Source organism: Corallococcus sp. CA047B (assembly GCF_003612065.1).
GTDB classification, from domain to species: Bacteria; Myxococcota; Myxococcia; order Myxococcales; family Myxococcaceae; genus Corallococcus; species Corallococcus praedator.
The window spans coordinates 1-18,300 of record NZ_RAWD01000196.1; the positions used below are offsets into that span (position 1 = coordinate 1).

Here is an 18,300-nt window from a genome sequence, read left to right on the forward strand (position 1 = left end):
GCCCACCGCCATCCGCAAGAGCGCCCCGGGCACGCGCAAGGCGGGGACTCGGGAGGTCACCGGAACCGGCCGCCGCCCCCTGCCGCCCGAGCTGCCCCCGGAGCCCGACACCGACTCCGGCCTGGAGCCCACGGCGATGCCGGTGCTCCCCACCTACGCCGCGCCCCGCGACACGCCGGTGGAGACGCCCGTCGCGGCGGAGCCGGAGGTGGAGGAGGACAAGCCCGCCATCCGCGTGCGCACCTCCGTGGACGAGGCCCGCGAGAAGCTGGCCGCCGAGAACGCCGAGCGCGAACGCAAGCGCGTGAAGCAGGTGCGCGCGCTGAGCCTGGGCGTGTTCGTGGTCACCGCCGTGGTGCTCTTCATCGGGTTGCTGGTGCACCTGCTGTCGCCGCCGGAGGTCGCCGTCGACGACTCGGGCCCGGCCGCCATCCTGTGGATCACCTCCAAGCCGGAGGGGGCCACCATCGTCGTCAATGGCATCAACTCCGGCACCACGCCCAACCGCGTGCTGGGCGCGGACGTGCGCACGCCGCACACCATCGTCCTCACCAAGCCGGGCTACCGCGCGTGGACGCGGCGCTTCTCCCCCAACCAGGCGGAGACCCACCTCAAGGCGGAGCTGGAGGTGGCGCCCGGCACCACCCAGATGGTGTCGCAGATTCCCACCACCGGCATCGACGCGGGCTTCCCTTCCTCCGACGTGGGCTCCGTCGTCGCCGCCCCCGGCGCTGACGCGGGCAGCACCGCGGACGCGGGCAGCACCGAGGATGCCGGAGCGGCCGTCGCGGCGCTCGACGGGGACGCGGGGACCCTGATGGACGATGGCGGCACCGTCGCCGCCGCCACGCCGGGCCCGCCGGCCGAACCGCCCCTGGAGGGCGTGGACCGCGAGATGCGCGTGGTGGACTACCCCACGCGCCTGCTGGTGCTGCGGCCCATGTACAACGCCCTTCCGGTGCTGGAGTACACGCCGGCCACCATCGACGTGGCCCCGGGCACCGGCTACTCCGTGTGGACCGAGGGCAGCGCGGCGTTCGAGAGCGGGGACGGCACCGCGTCCGGCACGCTCGTCTACTACGCGGAAGGGGACCTGCCCGCCGACAACGCCATGGGCCTGGTCAGCTCCGCGCCCCGCACCATCAAGGGCGCGAAGAAGCTGCACTTCTTCGCGCTGGACGACACCGGGCCGGAGGACAACCGCGGCTCCATCCGCGTGCACCTGCGCCAGTCCGTGTACGTCCCGCCGCGCTCGGTGCTGTTCGATCCCCAGAAGAACGCCATCCAGGTGAAGCAGCGGCACCAGATGTTGCTGCGCGGCATGGACCCCAAGTCCACCTACCTCATCACCGTGCGCGACGACTTCGCCGAGGTGCGCGCCGGCGCCCAGGGCCGCGTGAAGACGGTGCTGTGCGTGGAGAAGGGCCGCGCCCCGGAGGACGTGCGCCGCTCGCACCGCCTGTTCGAAGCGGGCAAGCGCTACCAGGTGTCCGGCGTGCAGGACCTGCGCTGCGTCTTCCCCGACACGAACCTGAGCGACAACAGGGGCGCGCTCGACTTCGACATCGTCGACGTGACGAACATGTCCCGCAAGGAGCGCGCGGAGGCCCTGAAGGGCGCCAGCCGCTCCGAACGGTAGTCGCCACGGCAAGGCAGCCGGACAGACGGGCCCCCGCTTCAGGGCCCGCCCGGCAGGCAGGCTTCAAAGGCACCGGCGGGATGCCCTGGTCGTACGGCTCCCGCCGCGATCGCAGTGCCTACCCTCACGGACATCCACTTCCTCACCGCTGGGGTCCGCTCATGATGCCTGTGCTGTCGTCGACTGGTCTGGTGCTTCACAACCTGGGGCTCGCCGTCGGGTTCGGTGGCTCGCTGTTCGGGAAGATTGCCCTCAACCCGGCCGTGGCCGTCATCGAGTCGCGCGCGGAGCGCGGCCAGGTCGCCAACGCCGCGTGGAACGGCTTCAACGTCGTCAACGCGGTGTCGGTGGGACTGGCGGCCGTCACCTGGCTCGTCGGTCGCTCCCGGCTGACGGGCCGGGAGATTGACGACACGACGCGCGGGCTGGTCATCGCCAAGGACGTGCTGCTGGGCGCCACCGTGGCGCTGGGCGCGGCCAACATCGTGGGCGGGGCCTTCCTGGCGAAGCAGGCGCCCGAGGGCGCCGTCCCCGCGGAGACGGGCCTGAAGCCCACCGCCGGCACGCCCGAGTCCGCCGCGAAGACGATGAAGGCCCTGGACGTCGGGGGCATCGTGAACATCGCCACCATGGCGGGCGTCATCGCCATCACCGCCATCCTCAACATGCGCGCGGGCACGTCGTCGCGCTGGTCCCTGGTCTCCAGGTTCCTTCCGTAAGGGCTCGTGGGGGCCGCTCGCAGTCTCCCGCGGTCCGGCTCGACAAGGATGGGAAGGGCACGTGGGCGCGGAGCCGGGAAACGGCACCGGGCCCACGGGTCTTTTCCCCCGGGGCCCGGCGCGTAAGACATGGAGACTTCAGGCGGCGCTCAGATGTCCAGGTTCTGCACGTCCAGCGCGTTGCGCTCGATGAACTCGCGGCGGGGCTCCACCGCCTCGCCCATCAGCAGCGAGAAGATGTCGTCGCTCTCCACCGCGTCCTCCACCCGCACCTGGAGCAGCGTGCGCGTGAGGGGGTTCATGGTGGTGTCCCAGAGCTGCTCCGGGTTCATCTCCCCCAGACCCTTGTAGCGCTGCAGGCCCAGGCCCTTCTGCGCGTCCTTGCGGACCGCGGCCAGCACCTCCTGCACGGAGAAGGCCGTCACCTCGCCCGCGTCCACCTGCACGCGGTAGGGCGCCTTGCCCAGGGCGTTGAACGCCTCGCGCAGGCTGACCAGCTCCAGGTACTCCGGCGACGACAGGTACGCGTGGTCGAAGACGGACTCCTTCATGGAGCCGTTCACGTCCGTGGAGATGATCAGCTTCTTGGCCTGGTGCTCCGGATCCTGCTGCACGTCCTTGAGCATGCGGCCCACCACGTCCGGCATGCGCCGCTCGCAGTAGTCGCGCATCGCGGCGTACTCGGCCAGCACCGCGGCCTCGTCCGTGAGCAGCTCCGCGCTCAGCTTCGTCGCCTGCACCACCGCGTCCACGATGCGCGCGTCGCGGCGCTTGGCCTGCTTCTCCAGGCGCTCCTCGTAGGTGATGACCTTCTCCAGGAGCGCCTTGAACTCGCTGCCGCCCAGCTCACCGTTGGGCGTCTTCACCCGCGTGTGCTCCGCGGCGATCTTCAGGAGGTACTCGTTGAGCGCGCGCTCGTCCTTGACGTAGATGTCCTTCTTGTTGCGCGTGACTTTGTAGAGCGGCGGCTGCGCGATGTAGACGTAGCCCCGGTCGATGAGTTCGCGCATCTGCCGGTAGAAGAACGTGAGCAGGAGCGTGCGGATGTGGCTGCCGTCCACGTCTGCGTCCGTCATCAGGATGATGCGGTGGTAGCGCGCCTTCTCCGGGTCGTAGTCCTCCGCCCCGATGCCCGTGCCCAGCGCGGTGATGAGCGTGACGATCTCGGCGCTGGTCAGCATCTTCTCGAAGCGCGCCTTCTCCACGTTCAGGATCTTCCCGCGCAAAGGGAGGATGGCCTGGTTGCGCCGGTCGCGCCCCTGCTTGGCGGAGCCGCCTGCGGAGTCACCCTCGACGATGTACAGCTCGCTCTCGTTGGGGTCGCGGCTCTGGCAGTCCGCGAGCTTGCCGGGCAGACCGCCGCCATCCAGCACGCCCTTGCGGCGCACCGTCTCACGGGCCTTGCGGGCCGCGATGCGCGCGCGGCAGGCGTCGCCAATCTTCGCCACGACCTTCTTGGCGAGCGGCGGGTTCTCCTCCAGGAAGGAGGCGAGCTGGTCGTTCACCATCTGCTCGACCAGGCCCTTCACCTCGCTGTTGCCCAGCTTCGTCTTCGTCTGCCCCTCGAACTGGGGGTTGGACAGCTTCACGGAGATGACCGCGGACAGGCCCTCACGGGCGTCCTCGCCGGTGGGCGTCTCCTTCAGGTCCTTCCACTGCCCGCCCTTCTCCGCGTAGCTGTTGAGCGTGCGCGTGAGCGCGGACTTGAAGCCGGACAGGTGGCTGCCACCCTCGTGGGTGTTGATGTTGTTGGCGAAGGTGAAGATGCGCTCGTCGTAGCCATCGTTCCACTGCATGGCGATCTCCAGCGACACGCCCTCGCGCTCCGACTTGATGTAGACGGGCTTGTCGTGCAGCACGGTCTTCGCCTTGTTGAGGTACTCCACGAAGGACGCGATGCCGCCGTCGAACTTGAAGTCGTGCTCCTTCTGCGTGCGCTCGTCGCGGATGGTGATGTGCAGGCCGGCGTTGAGGAACGCCAGCTCGCGCAGCCGCTGGCTGAGCGTCTCGAAGTTGAAGTCCGCCGTCTCCATGATCGTGGGATCCGGCTTGAAGTGGATCATCGTGCCGCGCTTGTCGGTGGTGCCCACCTCCGTCGGAGGACTGTTGGGCACACCGCGCGCATAGCCCTGCTCGAAGACCTTGCCGTTGCGCTGGATGCGGACCTTGAACCACTCGGAGAGGAAGTTCACGCACGTGACGCCCACGCCGTGAAGGCCGCCGGAGACCTTGTACGCGCCGTTGCCGAACTTGCTGCCGGCGTGCAGCTCCGTGAGCACGACCTCCAGCGTGTCCTTGTGCTTGAACTTGGGATCCGGGTGCGGGCCCACCGGGATGCCGCGGCCGTTGTCCTGGACGCTGAGCGAGCCGTCCACGTGGATGACGACCTCGATGTCCGAGCAGAAGCCGGCCAGGGCCTCGTCGACGGAGTTGTCGACGACCTCGTAGACGAGCTTGTGCAGCCCGTAGGTCATCGTGTCGCCGATGTACATGCCGGGGCGCTTGCGGACGGCCTCAAGGCCTTCGAGCTTGGTGATGCTGTCCGTCCCATACTCGGCGGGCGGCGCGGCCAGCGCGGCGCCGGTAGCGGGGGTCTTTTCCATGTGAAGCGTGTCCTTGGGAAAGGCTGCCGTTGCGACAGGGCTGTGCCTGCTGTGCCTACCACCACCGGGCATCCCGGACAAGGTTCGGGAGCCCGCGCAAGGCTGCGGAAAGATTCATGAATCAGGCGTCGAAACGCGAGGGCGGGAGGCGGTCCTCCAGCGCCGCGAGCAACTCTTCATAAACAGCCTTGCGGGCGAAAAGATGTCGCGTCACGAGCACCCTTCCCTCCTCCTTCAGGAACAGGCCCAGCACGCTCCCTTTGCGGCCGACCCGGCGCACGGAATCAATCTGTCCCCAGTGCAGCTCCAGGGGCTTGCCGCTGAAGGGCCGGGCCACCCGCACGCCCGCGTTGTCCAGGGTGACGCCCCAGCCTTCCCGGGGGCGCAGGCGGTGGACGGAGACCAGGAAGGCGAGCATCAGGCCGGCGCTGATGCCGGCCCGCGCCATGGCGAGCAGCCCCCCTCCGGCGCGGAAGTCCGCCAGGGCCCAGGCGGTAAGGACGGCCAGCAGGCACGCCCCCAGGAAGAGGGCGATGCGGGTGGGGCGGGGATCGAAGGAGTAGAAGCGCTGGCTCATGGCGGGCGAGGGGTGAAACCTAATCCCCGGGCGCACGGTGCGCGCGTCCTTTCCTCCTCGGCTGTTCTTTGGCGGTCGCCCCCGTGTCTAGGCTGCCGGCCCGCATGACGGATGCCGAACTCACCTCGCGACTGCACACCAACCTCATCGCCTTCAAGGGCCTCCAGGCCGAACGCGGCACGCTGCGCCACCTGCGCCTTCCCGGCGTGGACGCGTTCGCCCTGCCCGCGTACCAGGACGCCCACTTCCAGCAGGTCCTCTTCACCCAGGCGGACGCGCTGGCCCTGGCGCTGCCCGCCGTCCGGGACTTCTACCGGGGCCTGGGCCTGCCGCGCTGGCGCATCACGCTGACGCCCGGACAGCAGGACGTGAAGCACGTGCTGGCCGCCCACGGCTACCGGTTCGACTTCACCGTGCCCGCCATGGGCGCCTGGCTGAAGGACCTGCCCGACGCGGCGCCCGGGGTGCCGGTGGAGTCCGTGGAGGACATGACGGACCTGGTGGAGCTCAACGTGAGCGCCTACGGCGCCGAGTGGCGGGACATCCTGTCCACCTGGCGGAACCCGCCCCCCTCCTCCGTGCACACGGTGGTGGCGAAGGAGGCCGGCCGCCCCCTGTCCTGTGGCCTGTCCGTGAACGTGGCGGACACCGCGGGCGTGTACCTGGTGGCCACCCACCCGGAGGGCCGGGGGATGGGGCTCGCCACGGCGGTGATGCGGGGGCTCATCGCCGGGGCCCGGGCGCGCGGGTGCACCGCCACGGTGCTCCAGTCCACCCCGGCGGGCCTGCGCGTCTACCGGCACCTGGGCTACCGCGACCTGGGCGCGTGGGAGCACTGGGTGCCACCGCAGGGGGGCTGAGGCGGGCCCTTCAGCGCAGCGCTTCCAGCTCCGCCAGCGTCTCCAGCACCTGCCGGGAGTCCTCGGCGCCCTGGAGCCGGTGCGCCAGCCCCCGGCCCGCGAGCCGGGCCACGTGCGCCAGCCGCATCAGCCGCGCGCGGCCCAGGTGCCCGTCCACCAGCGCCACCACCAGCCGCAGCGGCTGTCCGTCCGGGGCGTCCGTCTTCAGGGGCCGCGCCAGCGTCACCAGCGCCGCCACCGGGGCCGCGCCCGGCACGAACGCGTGCGGCACCGCCACGCCGTTGCCCACCTGGGACGGGGTCTCGTCCTCGCGCTGGCGCAGCCCTTCCGCCAGCCCCGCCACGTCCAGGCCGGGAAGGGCCGACGCCAGCCTCCCCGACGCCACGTCGAGCGCGTCCGCGTAGTCCTCGCACGACAGCTGCACCACCACCCGCTCGGCGCACAGCAGGGCGCCCAGGGCGGGCACGGGTTCGTCGCCGCGCGCTTCACGCAGGGGGAACTCCGCGTCCAGGAAGGCCCGCACGCGCGCGAGCTGCGCGCCGGTGAGCTTGCGCCGCGCGATGTCCAGGAGCAGCGTCCCCGCCGCGGGCACGTCCTCCAGGTAGCCCGCGACGTAGGGGCTCACCCGGTTGGCCACGTCCATCAGCAGCGCCGGGGGCACGTCCAGCTCCCGCGCGATGGCCGTCAGCCGCTCCTGCGTGGGCGGCGCGTCCACGCCGTGCTCCACCCGGCTCAGGTACGCGCTCGACACGCCAATGCGCCGCGCCAGGTCGCGCAGGGACAGTCCCGCGTCGACCCGCAACAAGCGCAGCGTGGCCCCCAGGTGCATGGCGCCCTAGCTCCTCGCCCCGACCACCTGCGCGGCGTCCGGCGTCGCGCCCTGCTGCCCCTGGGGCGCCGGGCTTCGGGCCAGTGCCGGGGCCCCCTCCGGGTGGCGCACGAGGAGCAGCGACCCGGGCGCGTCCCGCACGATGCGCTCGCGCTGCACGCCGAACAGCCGGTCCTCCAGGCCCCACTCGGAGCCCACGCCCACCACCACCAGGTCGTAGCCCGCGCGCGCCTCCTCCAGCGCGGCCTCCTCCGGCGACGCGTGGCGCACCACCTTGAGCTTCACCGCCGCGCCCTCGTCCGCGGGGAAGAGTTCATCCACCTGCGCCCGGCCGGTGCCCGCCCCTTCCGGCGACGTCACGTGCAGCACCGTCACCTCCGCGCCGGCCTGCTTGAGCAGCCGCCGCGCGATGCCCAGCGCCGCCCGGTCATGCCGGCTGCCCACGAAGGGCACCAGCACGCGCCGCACCTGCGACAGGCCCCGGTCCACCAGCACCGCCACCGTGCCGGTGGACTCCTGCATCACCTCGTGCACCGTGCCGCCCAGCACCGTCTGGCTGAAGAGCGGCTTGTGCCAGCCCAGCAGCACCAGGTCCGCGCGCTTGGCCTCCGCCGTGCGGCAGATGTCCCGCGCGGGCTCCGACGACACGAACGACAGCGTGCGCACCAGCAGCCCCAGCTTCTCCGCCCGCCCCATGAGCGGCGTCAGCGCGCTGCCCGAGGCCCCCGTCACGTCCAGGGCGTCCTCCGCGCGCGCCTTGAGCGCCCGGTCCGGCGACAGCAGGTGCAGCGCGTACAGGCTCGCCTCGTTGCGCTCGCCCGACAGCGCGCGCGACAGCACCGCCATGCCCGGCCCCGCCTGCCCGTGCGACACGCACAAGAGCACCGTGTACGCGGACGGGGTCTGCGCCGCGCCCGCTGGCTCCCGCGCCAGCTGTTCCATCTGGTCGCGCGCCTGCTCCTCCGGCGGATACATCCACTTGAGCACCGGCGACGTCATGAACGTGGTCACCAGCGCCATGATGACCATCATCGTGAAGAGCGTGGGGGAGATGACGCCCAGGTCCAGGCCCAGGTTGAGCACGATGAGCTCCATCAGCCCGCGCGTGTTCATCAGCACGCCAATGGCCCCCGCCTCCCGCCACCGCAGGCCCGTGACGCGGGCGGCCACCGCGCTGCCGCCGAACTTGCCCAGACACGCCAGCAGGATGATGACCCCGCACGTCATCCACGACTGCGCGGTGTCCAGCAGGCCAATCTGCGTGCGCAGGCCGCTGAAGGCGAAGAACACCGGCAGCAGCAGCACCACCGTCACGTCCTCCAGCTTCTCCGCCAGCGCCGTGGCCAGCCCCCCCTCCTTGGGAATCACCGCGCCAAAGAGGAACGCGCCGAACAGCGCGTGGATGCCAATGCGCTCCGTGGTCCACGCGGACGCGAGCAGCAGGAGCAGCGTGCCCGCCACCACGTTCTGCGTCAGGCCCTCGCGGCTGGCCACGCGCGCCCCCAGCCGGGCCAGGAAGGGCCGCACCAGCATCAGCATGAAGCCGATGTAGAGCACCGCGAACAGCGTCGTCAGCCCCGCCTGCGCCAGGCTGGACGCGCGCACCAGCGACACCACGAAGGCCAGCAGGCACCACGCCGTCACGTCGTCCACCGCCGCGCACGCGATGGCGATGGCGCCCAGCTTCGACTGCATCAGCCCGCGCTCCGTGAGGATGCGCGCCAGCACCGGGAAGGCCGTGATGCTCATGGACACGCCCATGAACAGCACGAACGACGAGAACGGCACCGACGGGTCCGACAGCGACTTGTACAGCCACAGCGCGCCCGCCACCGCCCCCAGGCCGAAGGGGACGATGATGCTCGAGTGGCTGATGACCACCGACGAATGCCCCCGCCCCTTGAGCAGCTTCGGGTCCAGCTCCAGGCCGATGAGGAACATGAAGAGCACCAGCCCCACCTCGGCCAGCATCTTCAGGAACGGCATCGAGTCCGCGGGAAACAGCCAGTGCAGCGCTCCCGGCGAAATCAGCCCCAGCAGCGACGGGCCCAGGGCGATGCCCGCCACCACCTCCGCGATGACCAGGGGCTGTCCCAGCCACCGCGCCCCCCGCCCTATCAGCCGCGACAGGCCGATGATGACGATGAGCTGGACCAGGAGTTGGGCGAGCATGTGGGTGTTCATGGGGTGGGCCTCGCGGGAATGCTGTTAAGGAGTCGCTTACCAGTCCCCTGCGCGCAGCGTCAACGCACTCGGGGAGTGCCCGACCGCTCACGAAACACCGGAAGCTCAGGGGCTGTCGGGCGCCTTGTTGGCCGCCACCGCGTCCAGCAGCGTCGCCACGTCCACGGGCTTGCGCAGGTAGCCGCAGGCGCCCATCTCCTCGGCCACCTGACGGGCGTTGGCGGAGGCGGAGAAGACGAGCACCGGGATGCCGCGCCACGCTTCCACCTGGCGCATCTGGCGGCCGAAGGTCGCGCCGTCCATCACCGGCATCATCATGTCCAGCAGCACCAGCGCGGGCGTCGTCGGTTCCTTGCGCAGCACCTCCAGCGCCTGCAAGCCGTTGCCCGCCCCCAGCACGGTGTAGCCCGCGTCGCGCAGGACCTCCTCCAGCGCCTCGCGCAGGTCCGTGTCGTCATCCACCACCAACAGCGGCCGGCTCACTCGCGCGTCTCCTTCTCCAGCGGCAATTCCAGCGTGAACCGGGCACCCTCGCCCAGGCCGGGTTCCGCCCACGCCCTGCCACCGTGCGCTTCCGCCGCGCGGCGCGTGAGATACAGGCCCAGGCCCAGGCCCCCATAGGAGTGCGAACTGACGGCCCGTCCGAAGCGCTCGAAGATACGCTCCACCTGGTCCCCGGGCACGCCGATTCCACGATCCCTCACCTGGATGCGCGCGAAAGCGCCGGAACGCCCCACGTCCACCTCCACCGGCCGGCCCGGACCGAACTTGAGCGCGTTGGAGATCAACGCGCCCACGGCCTGGTCCACCCGCAGGCGGTCCCACGTCCCCCACAGTCCCTGGCGGGGGGACTGGCGCAGCTCACATCCCGCGGCCCGGGCCTCCGCCTGGTGGCGCTCCAGCACCTCCGCCACCAGCTCCTCCAGGTCGAAGCGCTCCGGCATGAGCGACAGCTCGCCGGAGGACAGCTGCGACACGTCCAGCAGGCCCTCCACCAGCGTGCCCAGCCGCCGCACCTGCCGCACGCTGCGCTCCAGCCGCGTCACCACCTCCGGCTCCAGGTGGTGCACTTCCGTGCGCTGCAGCAGCGAGCCCAGCTGCAACCGCAGCGTGGTGAGCGGCGTGCGCAGCTCGTGCGCGGCCACGGTGAGGAACTCGTCGCGCAGGCGCACCGCTTCGCGCGCCTCCTGGAACAGCCGCGCGTTCTCCAGCGCGAGCCCCACGCGCCGCGCCAGCTCCTGGCCCAGCGCCAGGTCCACCGGGCCCAGGGTGCGCTCGCCCAGCGTGCCCAGCGACAGCACGCCCAGCGGGCCCTCGCGGCCGGGCAGGGGCACGTTCACCACCGAGCGCAGGCCCAGCTCCGCCACCGCGCGCCGGGGCGTCGCGTCCCGGTGGAGGGGTTCGGGGCGCAGGCGCACGTCCGGCACCAGCTCCGGCGTGCCCGTGCGCAGCACGTGCGTGGGGCCTCCGGAGGCCTGGGGGTCCAGCGGGAAGCGGTCGTTCAACCGCATCGCCAGCGAGCGCCGGGCGGCGTCCGGGTGGGCCAGCGCCACCAGCCGCAGGCCGGCCCGGTCCGGGTCCTGGAGGAAGAAGGCGCTCCAGTCCGCCACCTTCGGCACCAGCAGCTGGACCAGCTGATCCAACCGCGCCTCCTGCTCCAGCGACGCGGTGAGCAGCTCGCTGGCCCGGGCCAGGATTTCGCGGTCCACCTCCGCGCGCGCCCGCTCCCGCCGCACGCGCGTCTCCTCCAGCTCGCGCGCCACCGCCGGGCCCAACCGGGCCAGCCGGTCCTTGGAGAAGCAGTCGCGCGCGCCCGCCTTCATCAGCGTGATGGCCTGCTCCTCGCTGATGAGGCTGGACAGGACGATGAGCGGCACGTCCCGCCCCAGCTCCTGGAGCGTCGCCAGCACGTCCAGCGCCGTGAAGCGCGGCAGCCGGTAGTCGCACAGCACCAGGTCCCACGCGTCGGTGGTCAGCGCCTCGCGCAGCGCCTCCAGCGTCTGCACCCGGCGGGTCGTGGGCCGGTAGTCCGCCTGCGCCAGCGCCTCCGTCACCAGCGCCGCGTCGTTGGCGCTGTCCTCCACCAGCAACAGCCGGAAGGGCGTCATGCCCGGGCCCCGGCCGTCGCCGCCGCCCGGAGGGGTGTGACTCCACGGCCTGCCTGGACACGACCGGGGACGGGGCGCGGGGCGCTCCGCCCGGGGGCCCACCGCCGTGCCGGCCGGGAGCCTTGTGCTGCAGCCATTCGCGCGACTCCTCCCGGGATGTGGCCGGAAACCGCCCTGCTTCCGGCCGTGGGCCTACAGCACGCATGCTAGTGGCCCTCCCCGTCACATCACCGGGAGAAATGGGGGACGTTCAGCACGGAGCGCTGGCTGGTGAACGTCCCGACCCCGAAGCCCTGCTCCCCTGCCTGCCCGGAGCGGGCCGGAACTACCAGGAAACGTCGTATTCGGTGTCGAGCAGGGACAGCTGGCGCCCATGCACGCGCACGTCCTGAGCCCCCACGGCCTCCATGGCGCCCAGGAGGACGCCCTCGTGGTAGGGCGCGGGCATGAAGTCCCGGCGCATCACGAAGCGCGCGCTCCGGTCCCCGGTCCACAGCACGGTGCGCTCGCCGTAGCTCACCGCCGTCCGGTAGCCGTCCGCCAGGTGCTGCAGCAGCAGGCGGGGATCACGCCGCGCCGCCTGCATCAGCTCCCGGCCGAACATGGAGGCCAGGAAGTCCACCGTGGCCTGCGTCCCGATGTAGTGCAGCGACTGCGCCCAGTTGCCCAGCTGCGGGCGCAGGAGCCGCGTCGCCTGGGACGTCATCGCCAGGAAGCGCGTCACCGGGTACAGCTCCGCGGCGTTCAGCGACCGCAGGCCGGACGCCTCCAGGCACTGCGCGCCCGCCGCTTCGCCCTGGAGAAAACCCACCACCCCCACGACTCCCAGGAAGAACATCCCCCGGGCACCGTCTTCCGGGGTGGCCGCCAGGCATCGCTCCGCCAGCTGCCACTCCGCGCCTTCATCCACCGCACCCGCCCCTGCCGAACCCTCGAACGGTCCGAGCACCATTCCGACCTCCCATCCACTGCTGGCGCCAGCAACGGGCCCCCCCCGACTTCAAGGTCCCTCCACCGGCGCGGCCCATCCCCCTCACTGGTGCCGGGGCACACGCCCCGCCCACACCGTGCAGCCCAATCACACATTTCTACTACAGCGACAAGAAATCCAAGCAAGCCCTGAAGTACCGGAAATTATCCAGCAGCTTACATGAATCTAATGGGAGGACCGACGATGTTTCTCGGAGCCTGAGAAAAAAGGGGATTGGAGGTCAGGCGGAGAGGGCGGCCTGGGCGGCGGCGACGGCGGTCCCGGAGGCGCTGGCGCGGTATCCCCCCGAGTGAAGGGCCCGCTCGATGGCGCCCACGGTGACGAGCACGTCCGCGGCGGTGACGCGGTTCATGTGGCCCACGCGGAAGTAGCGCGTCTTCAACTCCGGGTGGAGACCGCCGGCGATGGCGGCGCCCTGGGCCTTCACGCGGCCGACGAGCGAGGCGTCCACGCCCTCCGGGTAGTACACGGCGCTCAGGGTGTTCGCGGCCAGGGCCTCCGACGTGGGCAGCAGGCGCAGGCCCAGGGCGCTCCAGGCGGCGCGGAAGGCGCGGGCCATGCGGCGGTGGCGCTCGAAGCGGGCCTCCAGCCCTTCGGAGAGGATCTGCCCCAGACTCACGTCCAGCGCGCAGATGAGCGACGTGGGGGGCGTGGCGAAGTAGGAGGGCTTGCCGGCCTCGTACGCCTCCATCACCGGCAGCCACTCCGCCCAGTCCGCGTACACGCTGGCCACCGGCGCCTTGCGCTTGCGCCACGTCTCCAGCGCGCGCGGGCTCACCGTCAGGAGCGCCAGGCCCGGCGGCACGCCCACCGCCTTCTGGCTGGCGGTGAGGTACACGTCCGCGCCCCACGCGTCCTGGTGGAAGGCCTCGCCCGCGGTGGCGCACACGCCGTCCACCACGCAGAGCACGCCGTGGTGGCGCGCGACCTTCAGCAGGGACTCCACGGGGGCCAGCACCGCGGTGGAGGTGTCCACGTGGGTGATGGTCATCAGCTTGAAGTCGCCCTTCTGGAACTCCGCCTCCACCTGGGCCGCGTCGGGGGCGCCGCCCGGGGGCGCGCGCACGTGCGTCACCTTCGCGCCGTGGCGCTCCAGGATGTGGGCCATGCGGTCGCTGAAGTAGCCGGTGTTCACCACCAGCGCGCGGTCGCCCGGTTCAATGAGGTTGGCCACCGCCAGCTCCATGGCCAGCGTGCCGCTGCCGGACACGACGAAGGGCTGCGCGGACGGGGCGAGCGACACCTCCCGCAGGCGCTTCAGGGCGCGGCCGAAGGTGGCGATGAAGCCCGCGTCCAGGTGCCCCAGCACCGGCGCGGACAGCGCCTGCAACACCTCCGCGTCCACATCCACCGGCCCGGGAATCATCAACAGGTCTCTCACGGCGCCACACCCTTCCTTGGGCGCCCCCCGGGCCTTTCCGGAGGGCGGTCCCCCACTGTGGACAAGCCGGGCCCGGGTTGTCCACGGCCACGGGGGGCCGGCGCGAAAACGAACGACGCCGGAGCCCCCGCGAGGAAACGGGAGACTCCGGCGTCTGGAAGGACAGCGGAAACGGGCGTGTGACTAGCGGTACTGCGCCGTCAGGCTGTCGGCGCGGGTCACCTGGCCAGCGCTGAACTGGTTCATGCAGTTGTCGTCGGTGTAGTCCATGAAGTTCAGGATGGGGTCCACGCCGCCGCCCGTGCAGGTATCGCGGCCCGAGGGGCAGCCGAACGCGGCCGAGGCCTCCGGAGGCGTGTCGCTGACGGAGTCGCCCGGGCTGGCACAGCCGCCCTGGAACGTGTGGTACAGGCCCACCCAGTGGCCGACCTCGTGGGTCGCCGTGTCACCCTCGTTGTACGGAACCGCCGTGCCGCCGGGGACGCTGCTGTAGAGCAGCACCACGCCGTCCATCTTCGGCTGGCTGGTGTAGCTGGAGGGGAAGGTCGCCCAGCCCAGCAGGCCACCCTTCAGGTTCGCCGTGTAGATGTTCAGCGTCTCCGGGCCACCCTTGCGCAGCGCGGCCTTCATCTTCTTCTCCGCGGCGGAGCCCGAACCCAGCGCGAACCAGGTGCTGTTGTTCGTGCGGTCCGTGCCGGCCAGCGTGAACTTGAACGGGGTGTTGGCGTAGGCCGCGTTCAGCACGTTCATCTGCGCGGTGATCTGCGAGTCCGGGATGTCGCCGTTCGCGATGCCCGTGCCCTTGTTGATGACGTGGAAGTACACCGGCACGTTCACCGAACCCACCGCGCGCTTCGCCATCACGCGGTTGGCCAGCGCGGCTTCAATCTCCAGCTTCTCATCGGCGGACGGCTCGATGGTGGCGCAGCCACGGTGCGGGAGCGCCTCCGCCGTCGTGGTCTCCTCCGCCGGCTGCTCTTCGGGCGCCGGAGCGCTGCTGCTGCAACCCGCCAGGGACATCAGCGTGCCAAGGACCACCGCGACACGACCACCGCGCTGCGCGACGTTACGAAGCATTTTTCCCAACTCCTCGGAAAAGTGGGGAGGTGGAAATACATGTTTCAAACCCGTGAAGTCAATAGGGGCGGTAAAATTGAAATCCCAGTAAAGACCGATGAGAACAAACGGTGGGTGTTTCAGGTCGAGCACGCCGGGTGGAGTGTTTCATCCAGGTGTCTTGAGACACCCGGGCCCGCAACGGACGACGCCGGAGCCTCCCGGGTGAAGGGGAAGACTCCGGCGCCGGGGACCGACCTGGGACTGGGGACTGCTGACTAGCGGTACGTCGCCGTCAGGCTGTCCGCGCGGGCCGACTGGCCGGCGGTGAACGAGTTCATGCAGCTGTCGTCGGTGTAGTCCATGAAGTTCAGGATGGGGTCCACGCCGCCGCCGGAGCAGGAGTCGCGGCCCGTGGGGCAGCCGTACGCGGGCGAGGCCTCCGGAGGCGTGTCGCTGACCGAGTCACCCGGGCTGGCACAGCCGCCCTGGAACGTGTGGTACAGGCCCACCCAGTGGCCGACTTCGTGCGTGGCCGTGTCGCCCAGGTTGTACGGGGACGCCGTGCCGCCGGGGACGCTGCTGTAGAGCAGCACCACGCCGTCCATCTTCGGCTGGCTGGTGTAGCTGGAGGGGAAGGTCGCCCAGCCCAGCAGACCGCCGGACAGGTTCGCCGTGTAGATGTTCAGCGTGCCGGCGGTGCCCTTGCGCAGCGCGTTCTTCATGTTCTTCTCGTTCGTGCTGCCCTGCGACAGCGCGAACCAGGACGTGTTGGTGGTGCGGTCCGTGCCCGCCAGCGTGAACTTGAACGGGGTGTTGGCATACGCCGCGTTCAGCACGTTCATCTGCGCGGTGATCTGCGAATCCGGCACGTCGCCGTTCGCGATGCCCGTGCCCTTGCGGATGACGTGGAAGTACACCGGCACGTTCACCGAACCCACCGCGCGCTTCTCCTGCACGCGGCCGGCGAGGGCGGCTTCAATCTCCAGCTTCTCATCGGCCGACGGCTCGATGGTGGCGCAGCCACGGTGCGGGAGCGCCTCCGCCGTCGTCGCCGTCTCCTCCGCCGGCTGCTGCTCCTCCGGAGCCGGAGCGCTGCTGCTGCAACCCGCCAGGGACATCAGCGTGCCAAGGACCACCGCGACACGACCACCGCGCTGCGCGACGTTACGGAGCATTTTCCCAACTCCTCGAAAAAGTGGGGGAGCCGGAAATACGCCTCGCAAGCCTTCAAAGTCAACGCACCCACAGACACTGAAACAACCGGAAATCTTTATGAGCCCCCAGGGCTTTTCGCGGGGTGAACCACGGCTGTGTGTGTTTCACCCAGGGGTCAGTTCGTACCGCCATCCGGTGACGCGGCGGTGTTGACTTCGGGCGTCAGCGGCGTGGGCAGGGATTGGGGCTTGCCCACCTGTTCCAGCGCTTCGCCATTGCTGACGGAGAAGCGCACCAGCGCGCGGAGGATGCGATTGCGCTTCACGTTGCCCAGCACCTCGCGCAGGTCGTCGTAGACGGTGGGGTCGGAGACGAGGGCGCCCAGGGTTCCATCCCCCTTGGCCACGGTGGCGGTGATCTGCTTGATGTCCGCGGCGGCGCTGCCCAGGTCCGCGAACATGCCCTTCGCGTCGCCATAGACCAACTGGTGCACCGCGCCATTGGGGCTCTTCTTCGCGTCCTCGATGAGGCCTCCCAGCTGGCCGGCGGCCTCGCCCAGCTCCTTCAGGGCCACCGCGCCGTCCTGGCCGTAGATGAGCGCGTGCGCGGTGCCATCGCCCCGGCGGACCTCGCCCAGGATGGCTTCGACGTGGGCCAGGGCGCCGTCCATGCGCCGGGCGGCCCCGGACGCGCTGGCGAGCAGGGTGTTCACCTCTTCACCGGTGCGCTTGTCGTAGATGAGCGCGTGCAGCGCGCCGTCGCCCTTCTCCACCTCCTGCATGATGGCGCTCAGCGACGCGACGCTCCGGGCCAGGTCGCGCGACAGCTCCGGGTTCGCGTAGACCTTGATGGCGTCCTTGAGCGACTCGCTGATGGCGACGGAGTTCTCCATCACCTGGCTGGCGCTGCTCATGAGCTTGGACAGGTCCCCGGCGCTGCTGGACTTGACGATGCCACCGGGCTCCACGGGCGGCTGGTCCGCGCTGCCCAGGGAGATGTCCACCGCCTTGTCGCCCAGGACGCCCATGCTGGTGAGCTTCGCCACGGAGTCCGCGCGGATGCGCTCCGTGTAGGCGCTGGCGACCTGGAACTGCACCTCCAGGCGGCTGTCCTTGAGGTCCTGGGAGAAGGCCACGCCGTTGACGCGGCCCACCTTGAGGCCGCCAATCCACACGGGGGACTGGTCGCTCAGGCCGTCCACGCTCTGGAAGTAGGCTCGGAAGACGACCTGACGCTGGAAGAGGTTCGACTCGCGGCCGATGAAGAAGACGACGACGCCCGCCACGGCCAGGCCGATGGCGACGAAGAGGCCCGCGCGCACGGCCAGGCGCTTTTCCTTCGAGGTCGAGTTGAAGAGACTCATGGTGTTCTTTCGGGGTTCAGCTCCAGGCGGCGCGCGTCCAGGAAGGCCCGCACCTCCGGCACCGTGGAGCGGCGCATCTCTTCGGGGGTGCCCACCTGGACGATCTTCCGGTTGGCCAGCATGGCCATCCGGTCCGCCAGCACGAAGGCGCTCACCATGTCGTGCGTGACGACGATGGACGTGGCGCCCAGGCGCTGTTTCATCGACTCAATCAATTCGTTGATGGTCTGCGTGGTGACGGGGTCCAGGCCCGTCGTCGGCTCATCCCAGAGGATGACCTCCGGGTCGGTGGCGATGGCGCGCGCCAGGCCCACGCGCTTGCGCATGCCGCCGGACAAATCCGACGGCATCAGCCGCTCCGTGTTGGGCAGGTCCACCAGCTCCAGCTTCTCCGCCACGCGCTTGCGGATCTCATCCCGGGACATCTTCGGGAAGTGTTCGCGCAACGGATAGGCCACGTTCTCCGCCACGCTGAGCGAGTCGAAGAGCGCGGCGCCCTGGAACACCATGGCCACGTGCTTGCGGACCTCCAGGAACTGCTCCTCGGAGAACTTCGCGACGTCGTAGCCTTCGAAGAGGACGCGGCCGCCGTCCGGGTGCAAGAGGCCGATGAGGCACTTGAGCAGCACGCTCTTGCCCACGCCGGAGCCGCCCAGGACGACCAGCGTCTCCCCGGCGCGCACGTCCAGGTCCACGCCTTCGTAGATGCTCTTGGTGCCGAACTGTTTGACGAGCCCCTCGTCCTCCTCCACCAGGATGATCTCCGGCGATAGGAAGATGCCGTCCGGGTAGCGCGACAGGCCCAGGCTGCCCTGCGCGAGCAGCGTCACGT

The 18,300-nt window shown here is 70.5% G+C and carries 15 protein-coding genes; 3 read left to right on the forward strand and 12 right to left on the reverse strand.

Annotated elements, in window-relative coordinates; genetic code table 11:
• Positions 1–1,639: PEGA domain-containing protein (locus D7X74_RS26510; RefSeq protein WP_120535790.1), on the forward strand; the 1,639-nt coding region annotated here is incomplete at its 5' end.
• A gap of 161 nt (positions 1,640–1,800) precedes the next feature.
• Positions 1,801–2,358, forward strand: coding sequence for a hypothetical protein (locus D7X74_RS26515; RefSeq protein ID WP_120535791.1), 558 nt, complete (start codon positions 1,801–1,803; stop codon positions 2,356–2,358).
• 149 nt (positions 2,359–2,507) lie between these two features.
• On the opposite strand, the gene gyrB is transcribed toward D7X74_RS26515, so the two are convergent.
• Both gyrB and D7X74_RS26525 read right to left on the reverse strand, forming a co-directional pair.
• The gene (gyrB, locus tag D7X74_RS26520) at positions 2,508–4,961 is read right to left on the reverse strand and encodes a DNA topoisomerase (ATP-hydrolyzing) subunit B (protein ID WP_120535792.1); all 2,454 of its coding nucleotides are present in this window, start codon (positions 4,959–4,961) and stop codon (positions 2,508–2,510) included.
• 121 nt (positions 4,962–5,082) lie between these two features.
• Complete coding sequence (locus tag D7X74_RS26525; protein ID WP_120535793.1) at positions 5,083–5,538, reverse strand: hypothetical protein; 456 nt, start codon at positions 5,536–5,538, stop codon at positions 5,083–5,085.
• Between the two features lie 104 nt (positions 5,539–5,642).
• Here D7X74_RS26525 and D7X74_RS26530 point away from each other — a divergent pair, with 104 nt between their 5' ends.
• Positions 5,643–6,398 carry a GNAT family N-acetyltransferase gene (locus D7X74_RS26530; protein ID WP_120535794.1) on the forward strand — a complete coding sequence of 252 codons (756 nt, stop codon included), beginning with the start codon at positions 5,643–5,645 and terminating at the stop codon, positions 6,396–6,398.
• 10 nt (positions 6,399–6,408) lie between these two features.
• Here D7X74_RS26530 and D7X74_RS26535 read toward each other — a convergent pair whose 3' ends face one another.
• The 10 genes from D7X74_RS26535 to D7X74_RS26580 all read right to left on the reverse strand — a co-directional run bounded on the left by D7X74_RS26535 (position 6,409) and on the right by D7X74_RS26580 (position 18,247).
• On the reverse strand, positions 6,409–7,227 hold the full coding sequence (locus D7X74_RS26535; protein WP_120535795.1) for a helix-turn-helix domain-containing protein: 819 nt from the start codon (positions 7,225–7,227) through the stop codon (positions 6,409–6,411).
• Between the two features lie 6 nt (positions 7,228–7,233).
• On the reverse strand, positions 7,234–9,411 hold the full coding sequence (locus D7X74_RS26540; protein ID WP_120535796.1) for a cation:proton antiporter: 2,178 nt from the start codon (positions 9,409–9,411) through the stop codon (positions 7,234–7,236).
• 105 nt (positions 9,412–9,516) lie between these two features.
• Positions 9,517–9,894, reverse strand: coding sequence for a response regulator (locus tag D7X74_RS26545; protein WP_120535797.1), 378 nt, complete (start codon positions 9,892–9,894; stop codon positions 9,517–9,519).
• Positions 9,891–11,519: an ATP-binding protein gene (locus D7X74_RS26550; protein WP_120535798.1), complete on the reverse strand. Its 1,629-nt coding sequence runs from the start codon at positions 11,517–11,519 to the stop codon at positions 9,891–9,893. The genes D7X74_RS26545 and D7X74_RS26550 overlap by 4 nt, the downstream gene beginning before the upstream one ends.
• Positions 11,520–11,844: 325 nt before the next feature.
• Positions 11,845–12,471 carry a TIGR02265 family protein gene (locus D7X74_RS26555; RefSeq protein WP_120535799.1) on the reverse strand — a complete coding sequence of 209 codons (627 nt, stop codon included), beginning with the start codon at positions 12,469–12,471 and terminating at the stop codon, positions 11,845–11,847.
• Between the two features lie 259 nt (positions 12,472–12,730).
• A complete protein-coding gene (locus D7X74_RS26560; RefSeq protein WP_120535800.1) occupies positions 12,731–13,891 on the reverse strand; it encodes an alanine--glyoxylate aminotransferase family protein in 1,161 nt (386 codons plus the stop codon).
• 183 nt (positions 13,892–14,074) lie between these two features.
• Positions 14,075–14,968: a zinc metalloprotease gene (locus D7X74_RS26565; RefSeq protein ID WP_120535801.1), complete on the reverse strand. Its 894-nt coding sequence runs from the start codon at positions 14,966–14,968 to the stop codon at positions 14,075–14,077.
• Positions 14,969–15,225: 257 nt separating this feature from the next.
• Entirely contained in the window at positions 15,226–16,125 is a 900-nt protein-coding gene (locus tag D7X74_RS26570; RefSeq protein ID WP_120535802.1) for a zinc metalloprotease, read from the reverse strand.
• Between the two features lie 155 nt (positions 16,126–16,280).
• Positions 16,281–17,468 carry an MlaD family protein gene (locus tag D7X74_RS26575; RefSeq protein WP_120535803.1) on the reverse strand — a complete coding sequence of 396 codons (1,188 nt, stop codon included), beginning with the start codon at positions 17,466–17,468 and terminating at the stop codon, positions 16,281–16,283.
• The gene (locus tag D7X74_RS26580; RefSeq protein ID WP_120535804.1) at positions 17,465–18,247 is read right to left on the reverse strand and encodes an ABC transporter ATP-binding protein; all 783 of its coding nucleotides are present in this window, start codon (positions 18,245–18,247) and stop codon (positions 17,465–17,467) included. The genes D7X74_RS26575 and D7X74_RS26580 overlap by 4 nt, the downstream gene beginning before the upstream one ends.
• Positions 18,248–18,300: the final 53 nt, after the last annotated feature.